Origin of the sequence: Vibrio sp. 10N.222.52.C12, assembly GCF_041474215.1 — a bacterium.
Taxonomy (GTDB): Bacteria; Pseudomonadota; Gammaproteobacteria; order Enterobacterales; family Vibrionaceae; genus Vibrio; species Vibrio crassostreae_C.
This window is the reverse complement of record NZ_JBFRTR010000118.1, coordinates 1-8,563: the sequence shown is the minus strand read 5'-3', so window position 1 is coordinate 8,563 and position 8,563 is coordinate 1. Positions and strand designations below refer to the sequence as shown.

The 8,563-nt window shown below is 44.1% G+C and carries 5 protein-coding genes; 4 read left to right on the top strand and 1 reads right to left on the bottom strand.

Going from position 1 to position 8,563, the window contains the following annotated elements:
* The first annotated feature begins 43 nt into the window (after positions 1-43).
* Complete coding sequence (locus tag AB4623_RS20190) at positions 44-1,177, top strand: cupin domain-containing protein (RefSeq protein ID WP_017066710.1); 1,134 nt, start codon at positions 44-46, stop codon at positions 1,175-1,177.
* 112 nt (positions 1,178-1,289) lie between these two features.
* Here the strand turns inward: AB4623_RS20190 and AB4623_RS20185 are convergent, their stop codons facing one another.
* Positions 1,290-3,407 carry a methyl-accepting chemotaxis protein gene (locus AB4623_RS20185; RefSeq protein WP_065585119.1) on the bottom strand — a complete coding sequence of 706 codons (2,118 nt, stop codon included), beginning with the start codon at positions 3,405-3,407 and terminating at the stop codon, positions 1,290-1,292.
* A 499-nt stretch (positions 3,408-3,906) separates the two neighbouring features.
* On the opposite strand from AB4623_RS20185, the gene emrD reads away from it, so the two are divergent.
* The 3 genes from emrD to xthA all read left to right on the top strand — a co-directional run bounded on the left by emrD (position 3,907) and on the right by xthA (position 8,512).
* On the top strand, positions 3,907-5,112 hold the full coding sequence (gene emrD, locus AB4623_RS20180; protein ID WP_017065927.1) for a multidrug efflux MFS transporter EmrD: 1,206 nt from the start codon (positions 3,907-3,909) through the stop codon (positions 5,110-5,112).
* A 333-nt stretch (positions 5,113-5,445) separates the two neighbouring features.
* Entirely contained in the window at positions 5,446-7,536 is a 2,091-nt protein-coding gene (locus tag AB4623_RS20175; protein WP_372147280.1) for a S9 family peptidase, read from the top strand.
* A 169-nt stretch (positions 7,537-7,705) separates the two neighbouring features.
* Positions 7,706-8,512: an exodeoxyribonuclease III gene (xthA, locus tag AB4623_RS20170; protein WP_017070028.1), complete on the top strand. Its 807-nt coding sequence runs from the start codon at positions 7,706-7,708 to the stop codon at positions 8,510-8,512.
* The last annotated feature ends 51 nt before the right edge of the window (positions 8,513-8,563 follow it).

Sequence of the window (8,563 nt, the reverse complement as noted above, 5' to 3'; positions counted from 1 at the left end):
CATCTAGCATCTAGCATCTAGCATAAAAATATACAGGATTCACATGTACCAACTCAGCTTTTCTATGCCCGAGTTTCTTGAAAACTACTGGCATAAAAAACCAACCATCTTAAAGGGTGGCTTCCAAAACTTCGTCGACCCAATTTCGCCGGAAGAACTTGCTGGTTTATCGATGGAAGAAGAAGTGGATTCTCGCTTTGTCTCTAACCTCGACAATCAGTGGACTGCAGAACACGGCCCATTCTCTGAAGAAAAGTTTGGCGAATTAACCGAAACTCATTGGCAACTGATCGTTCAAGCAGCGAACCACTGGCACCAAGGCGCAAATCAGCTGACTGAGGCGTTCCAAGCGTTACCAAACTGGTTATTCGACGATCTCATGATCTGCTACTCAGCACCTGAAGGCGGAGTAGGCCCACATATTGATCAATACGATGTCTTCATCATTCAAGGTCAAGGCAAACGTCAATGGAAGGTTGGCGCTAAAGATGTTGGCCAATACAAAGAGACTGTTCAAGCGTCTGCACTTCGTCAAATTGAAGGTTTTGACCCAATCATTGATGAAACTTTAGAGCCGGGCGATATCCTTTATATCCCACCAGGTTTCCCACATGAAGGGAGCACGTTAGAGCCGTCAATGAGCTACTCTATTGGCTACCGCTCGCCTAAAGAACAAGAACTGATCAGCAACTTTGCCGATTTTGTGCTTGCTCATGATATGGGTGACGTACACCTGCACGATCCAGAATTCAAAATGCAAGAAGGCTACGGAAAAATTCGTTCATCGGATTTAAGTAATCTCACAGGCATGTTGAAATCTGCACTAGAGCAACCTGAAACCATCAGTGAATTCATGGGTTGTCTGCTAAGCCAATCACGCCACCAGCTTGATATCGTTGCTCCAGAGCCACTATGGACTCAAGAAGAGATCGCTCAACACATAGAGTCTGAAGGTGAAATTCACCGAGTATCAGGCTTAAAAGCGCTCTACCACGAAAATGAAAGCAACACGGCTTACATCAATGGCGAAGTGGTTAAGGTTGATGAAGCGGATTCTTCGTTACTCAACATACTTTGCGATGAGACCATGATTACCTCGGCTACTGCCCTATCTCCTTCGGGCGTAACTGTCGTGACTGAATTGGTCAACAAAGGCTACTGGTTTATCGAAGAGTAAGCAGCGTCAACCGCTGGTTATTGCCTAGCCTCTAAATAAACAATTAAAAAAGGGACAAATGAAATCTTCATTTGTCCCTTTTTCTATTCAAGAACTGGTTAAGGCTTAATGCTTATACCTTGAACTGATTGACCAACTTCTGTTGTTGTTGAGACAGTTGGTCAATTTCATTGCCGACTTGCTCAGAAGCCGCGGCTTGCTCCAAGATCTTCGCACTCAAATCGCGAATATTAACCACGCTTTGATTTACTTCACCGGAAACCGATTGTTGCTCTTCGGCTGCTCGAACGATCTGACTGTTCATATCACTGATCGCCTCAATAGAAGTAAAGATCGACCCCAGATCTTCAACTGCTTTCTGAACGTGTAGTGCTGTATCGTTAGCTAGGATATTGCCTTCTTGTATTGCTTCAACGACATCTTGAGTTCCAGCATGAACCTTGTCGATCACCGCTCTGATCTCACCAACCGATGACTGGGTGCGACTTGCGAGGTTTCTTACCTCATCCGCAACAACAGCAAAACCTCGACCTTGTTCGCCAGCACGAGCCGCTTCAATCGCCGCGTTCAATGCCAGTAAGTTAGTTTGCTCAGAGATCCCTTCAATCACACTTAAGATCTCGGTGATGTTTCCGTTATTTTTTGCCAATTCTTCAACAATAGGAACAGCACTCGACATACGCTCAACCAGCTTTCTCATTTCACCGGCTGAAAGTTCGATGACTTGTTGCCCTTGTTGAGCAGAACGATTCGCTTCACAAGCAGCATCAACGGCCACTTCTGCGTTTTGTACCACTAAGCCCGCAGTTTGAGTCATCTCTTCTGCCGCTGTCGCCACAAGATCCACTTCTTTAAATTGAGATTCACTGCTTTCTCGAGTGCTTGATGCCGATGCTTTAGCCTGGCTTGTCGTGCTCGCCACTTGCTCAGTGGTGTGAATCACTTCTTTGATCGTGTGTTGTAGCTTGTCTAAGAATAAGTTGAACCCTTTGGATAGCTGACCAATTTCGTCTTGAGATTTCACTTCCAAACGTTGGGTCAAATCACCTTCACCAGAAGCAATATCATTAAGTCGCTCAACCACTTGTCGAATAGGCTTCACAATTGAAAGGGAAGCAAATGCGATAATGGCTAAGCCAAAGATAATAAACACTGTACCGGCGATCACTTCTGTTTTGATGCCTTCACTTAGCTTAGTGCTAATGATGGAATCCAATTTATTTGCGTCAGCGACGACACTGTCTCTTGGGATCTCAAACAACACCCCCCAAGTTTGGTTAGCTGCAACAACAGGTGCAAAGGCAAGTAACCACTCACCGTTCTCGCTCCATTGCGTTGTCACTTCACCACCAAAGATAAAGTCGGTCATTAAATCACTGTTTGTATTGCCACTTTGGAAAGTTGAACCGACTGCAATGCTTGAATCATCAGAAGCGATGACCGAACCATCTAGACTAACCACGTAAGCTTTACCCGCACCGTTAAACAAGCTCTGGTCAGATTGAGTAATCACACTGGTTAAACCATCAAGTCTTAGATCAATACCAAGAAAACCAATAGCAACGTCGTCAACCAAAATAGGGACTGAAATAGAGGACGTAAGTAGTGCTACACCACCGCTGTTCACGACTCTCGGCGTACTAATACACGTTTGCCCTGAAGACAAAGGACAGTAAAAACGTTCGCTATTGCTGTCATCATTCAAGATAGATTCTGAAAGAACGTTCGCTAGAACATTTTCACCGTTATCTGCCACCTTCCAGTAAGGAGCAAAACGACCTTTTTCGTTAGAACCAACATAATCAGCATCGACATAATTCGCATCTTCACTATCGAGCAAGTCAGGCTTGAAAACTAGATACGCTCCTTGAATAGAGTCGAAGTTTAAAACCGAGCGACGAACCATTTCATCCAAGGCGGTACGAAGCTCTTCACTTGGTGTAAAGTTTTCGTCTGCATTGTTTTTTAGAAACTGAGCACTGGCCGCAAGCATCTCTGCGCGGTAAATAGCTTCGTCTACATAACGTTGAGTTTCTTGAGCGTTTAGCTGAGAAACAGACGCCAGCAACTGCTGAGTTTTATTGATAACTGATTCTGAACTTTGAGATTTGATGACTTGTTGATTGCTCGTTGCGTTGTAGATCGAGAAACCAATAAGAGACAGTGACGTAATGATTAAACAACAACCTGCTAAGAGGGTTATTTTCCACTGTACCGATAGAGAGCGCATTTAATATCCTTATTTAAGCCAAAAGACTTCCATAACCATAACTATCACATCGACAACGAATTGCTGTACAAAATGTAAACAAGTTAGACGAATAGCTTAGCGGATAATTACAGCACAAATTGCTTACATATAAAACGAAAGTTTATACAAATGTTAATAGAGCGTGTTTTCTTCCTTTTTTCTGTGATTTAAAATGATGTACTCATATAATCATTGGCTGTGTTGCTTAGGTTTTAGCGCTTTGGACATAGCCAGAACATCGATATTTAAAGGAAGCCCACTCCACCCTCTCCCTCTTTAAAATGCAGCAATTTCGGATTAGTTTTTATAATCCAAGTTATAGATTTTTATCTTGCTCAACTTCACACTTTTTGATTGCTAAGCCCGCAATCAAGCTCTAATATCTCGCGCCTAGATTCCCTGAACACTTTATTCATTTGGCTCTCCTTTAATGGAGCGCTAAGGCTTTTTACGTCTTAATTTTTGGAGAGATACGCAAATGTCCGCCTCGTTTCCATTAGCGAAACTTACCTTTTTAATCGCTATTCTGACTGCCGTAGGTCAAATGACTCAAACGATGTACGTGCCTTCTATCGGTCATATGGCAGGTGAGTTCTTAGTTTCGGCATCTTCACTGCAGGCAGTGATGGCGTGTTACTTGATCCCTTATGGTCTGTCGCAATTTGTTTACGGCCCACTTTCAGATCGCCTAGGTCGTAAACCGATCATCGTGATTGGTTTGATCATCTACATCATCGGTACTTTGGTAGCATTGTTCGCTCACGAATATGAATGGTTCTTAGCGGGCAGCTTTATCCAAGGTTTGGGCATCGGTTGTGGTGGTGCGATGTCTCGTACATTGACTCGCGACTGTTTTGAAGGCGCAGAGCTGCACCGTGCAAACAGCTTGATTAGCATGTGTGTGATTTTCTCACCATTGATGGCTCCTGTACTGGGTGGTTACCTAACAGAAGTTTTCGGCTGGCGTTCTAGCTACTTATTCCTCGCGCTGTTTGGTATTGCTGTTGTGATCACTATGATGACGAGCATGATGGAAACACTGCCGAAAGAACGACGCAAGCATGAATCGGTTGCCAACAGCTACAAGTTCGTTCTGTCTGATAAACGTTTCCAAGGTTTCTTATTGGTATTAGTCGCAACCTTTGCTGGTGTAGCCGTATTTGAAGCAGCGGCAGGTGTGTTGCTTGGTGGCGTACTTGGCTTACCGGCAACCACAGTAAGCTTGCTGTTTGTCTTGCCTATTCCAGGTTACTTAGTCGGTGCAGGCTTATCTAGTTACATCGCACAACGTCGCTCTGAGCGCCGTGCATTGAATGTTGGTCTGGTTGCGATATTGGTAGGCTCAACAGTGGTATTGATACCGGGTCTGTTTGGTCAAACAACAGCATTAACTTTGATTGGCGGTGCCACAATTTACTTCTTGGGCGCTGGCATATTATTCCCAGCAGCAACAACAGGGGCACTTTCGCCATTCCCGTACCACGCTGGTACTGGAGGTGCGATTTTAGGTGGTATGCAAAACCTAGGTGCTGGCATCGCAACACTATTGGCATCGTTCTTCCCAGCTCAAGACCAACTGCCACTCGGTTGCCTGATGATTGCTATGTCATTCATCGCTATGCTTGGTTTACGTTGGGTTAATCGTAAACCTGACCACTCAAACGAAATGCCATTGGCTATTTAACGTAAAACTCGAATCTTGCTAAACAAAGGAAAGGGACATACTGAAAAGTGTGTCCCTTTTTGTTGCACATTTATTCCTTCCACTCTCACGTATCAGTAATTTCATTTAACATTACTTTGATTTTTTGAAAACAATAACAGACACTTACGATGAAGGTGCATATCCAGAATCCAATTATAAATAATATCACTGGAAGATACCCAACCAACAAAGGATGCTGGCATCAAAAAGAGTAAGGTGCACACTAGGGATATATAGATGCGTATCGCTTTAACCACATTAGTCGTATCAATAGCGCTTGTCGCCGGATGCAGCAATCAAGGAATATCAACCATGAACCACTACTCTCAATCACAGCTCGTCGCTCAGCAAACCCAAGCACCCGTTGCTAAGAAAGTCCCTCACGCAATGACGATTCATGGTGACTCCCGAATCGATGATTACTACTGGATGCGCGATGATGCACGCCAAGATCCAGAGATTTTGCAACAGCTTGAGCAAGAGAATCAGTACGCAGATACAGTGTTAAAACATACAGAAGCAGCACAAAAACAATTATTTCAAGAGATCAAAGGCCGAATCGCAAAAGACGACAATTCGGTACCGGTTCGCAAAGGCAGTTACTACTACTCGAATAAGGTCACAGGCGACAACGAATACCCAGTTCACCTGCGTGAAAAAAACTTTTTAGGCACAGACAAGCAAGTCATCTTAGATGTTAACGAGCTAGCAAAAGAGCATGAATTCTTCAGTATTGGTGGCTTAACGATCAGCCCAGACGAAAACTTGTTGGCCTATGGCGAAGATACGCTGAGCCGACGAATTTACACCATCAAGATCAAAGACCTCACAACAGGTGAATACCTAAAAGATGAAATTGAAGGCGCTTCAAGTGCAATCGCGTGGCAAAACGACAACCAAGCCTTCTACTACATCAAAAAAGATCCACAAACATTGCTGGGTTATCAAGTTTACCGCCACGTGTTAGGCACAGCTCAGGCAAGCGATCAGTTAATCTACGAAGAAGCCGATAGCGCTTACTACACCTCTTTGAGTAAAAGCAAAGATGGAGAACAGGTCTACATTTGGCATTCGAGCACAGAAACCAGCGGTGTCTCAGTCATCGATGCCAACAACCCAAAGGCTACAGCTGAGGCTTTCTACCCAAAAGAGACCGGCATAGAGTACAGCATCGCTAAGCTAGGTGATTGGTATTACATCTACACCAACTACCAAGCGGTCAACTTCCGTTTAATGAAAGTCACAACCGAAGAGATGCATGAACGCTCAAAATGGGTCGATGTCATCCCAGCAGACGATAATACTCAGCTTGTAGATTTCGAGTTGTTTGATGACCATCTTGTCTACGAGCAACGCGCGGATGGCTTGTCTACAGTGAAAGTTCGCCAACTCTCAACAGGCCACGAGTTTCCACTTGAATTTAACGACACCGCATTTACCGCTTACCTAACGAGTAACTATGAATTAGATAACGCAAAAGTTCGTATCTATTACAGCAGCTTAACCACGCCAGGTACTTACTATGATTTCGACCTAAGTACAGGTGAATCCGAACTCATGAAGCAAACACCCGTATTAGGTGATTTCGAAGCGGATAACTACCAATCAGAGCGAATCATGATTACGGCTCGCGATGGTAAGCAAGTTCCTGTCTCTTTGGTTTATCGTAAAGACTTATTTAAGAAAGACGGCACTAACCCAATCTACCAATACGGCTATGGGTCTTACGGCTCTACGATTGAACCTACCTTCAGCTCAACTCGCCTAAGCCTACTGGATAGAGGTTTTGTTTATGCCATCGCACATGTTCGCGGTTCAGAAATGCTTGGTCGCCCTTGGTATGAAGATGGCAAAAAACTGACCAAACAAAACACGTTCAACGACTTTATTGATGTAACCAAAGAGCTTGTTGAAGAAGGCTACGGCGCGAAAGATAAAGTGTTCGCCGTTGGGGGGTCTGCTGGCGGTCTATTGATGGGAGCAATCATCAACCAAGCACCAGAACTGTACCGTGGTATTGGTGCACATGTTCCGTTTGTAGACATTGTGACAACCATGCTCGATGAATCGATCCCTCTAACCACCAATGAGTATGACGAATGGGGTAACCCGAACGATAAAGCCTACTACGATTACATGCTGGGGTACTCACCGTACGACAACATTAAGGTACAAAACTACCCGAACATGTTGGTAACGACAGGCCTGCATGACTCACAGGTGCAGTACTTTGAGCCAATGAAATGGGTTGCGAAGCTGCGTGAAATGAAAACAGACAACAACGTATTGCTGTTCAAAACCGATATGGAAGCCGGTCACGGTGGCGCTTCTGGCCGATTTAAACGATTAAAAGAAGACGCACTTGAATACGCGTTCTTTTTGGATTTACTTAAGACTCAATAGATTCTACGTAACTGTAAGTACTCACATCATTTAATGTCGCCATTTTGTCTCTACAAAGTGGCGACAGAAATTATTAAGCATGGTTAAATACGATGAACCATGAAATCCACCAAATCAAAAACCTTTAAAAACAAGCAGTGACAAAGGTTTACGAGAGGTATAAAAACAAATGAAAGTAATTAGCTTCAACATCAACGGTCTTAGAGCCCGCCTTCACCAACTGCAAGCTATTATCGACAAACACCAACCCGACGTGATTGGTCTGCAAGAGATAAAAGTGCACGATGAAGCCTTCCCAATTGCTGATGTTGAAGCAATGGGCTATAAGGTTTACTTCCACGGTCAAAAAGCCCACTACGGTGTGGCAATGTTGTGTAAGCAAGAGCCTATTTCTGTGCAGAAGGGTTTCCCAACAGATAATGAAGACCATCAAAAACGCATGATCATGGCGACGTTTGAAGATGAAGATGGTGAAAAGGTTACCGTGCTAAATGGCTACTTCCCTCAAGGGGATAACATCAAGCATGAAACAAAATACCCGTACAAACGCCAGTTCTATAAAGACTTAATGACTTACTTAAACGATTATCACAACAAAGATGAGCAAGTGATTGTGATGGGCGACATTAATATCAGCCCTATCGACGCAGACATCGGCATTGGTGAACCTAATGCGAAACGTTGGTTAAAAACTGGTAAATGTTCTTTCCAACCAGAAGAGCGCGAATGGTTGAAAACATTGATGGATTGGGGCTTTGTAGACAGCTTCCGCTTGCTGCACCCTGAAGTGAATGATCAATACTCGTGGTTTGATTACCGCTCAAAAGGCTTCGTAGACAACCGCGGCCTGCGTATTGATGTAGTCCTAGCGACTCAAAAGCTTGCTGATAAGTGTACTGAAGCTGGCATCGATTACGAGCTACGTGGTATCGAAAAACCGTCTGATCACGCGCCAATTTGGTCGACGTTCAAGTAACGAGTTAAACAGACACTTTCAATAAAAACGGCGCTCAATGAGCGCCGTTTT

What these genes read in the sequence shown, in the direction of transcription:
- xthA (WP_017070028.1), top strand. Translation starts at nt 7,706, where the DNA reads ATGAAAGTAATTAGCTTCAACATCAACGGTCTTAGAGCCCGCCTTCAC.
- AB4623_RS20175 (WP_372147280.1), top strand. Translation starts at nt 5,446, where the DNA reads ATGAACCACTACTCTCAATCACAGCTCGTCGCTCAGCAAACCCAAGCA.
- emrD (WP_017065927.1), top strand. Translation starts at nt 3,907, where the DNA reads ATGTCCGCCTCGTTTCCATTAGCGAAACTTACCTTTTTAATCGCTATT.
- AB4623_RS20185 (WP_065585119.1), bottom strand. Translation starts at nt 3,407, where the DNA reads ATGCGCTCTCTATCGGTACAGTGGAAAATAACCCTCTTAGCAGGTTGT.
- AB4623_RS20190 (WP_017066710.1), top strand. Translation starts at nt 44, where the DNA reads ATGTACCAACTCAGCTTTTCTATGCCCGAGTTTCTTGAAAACTACTGG.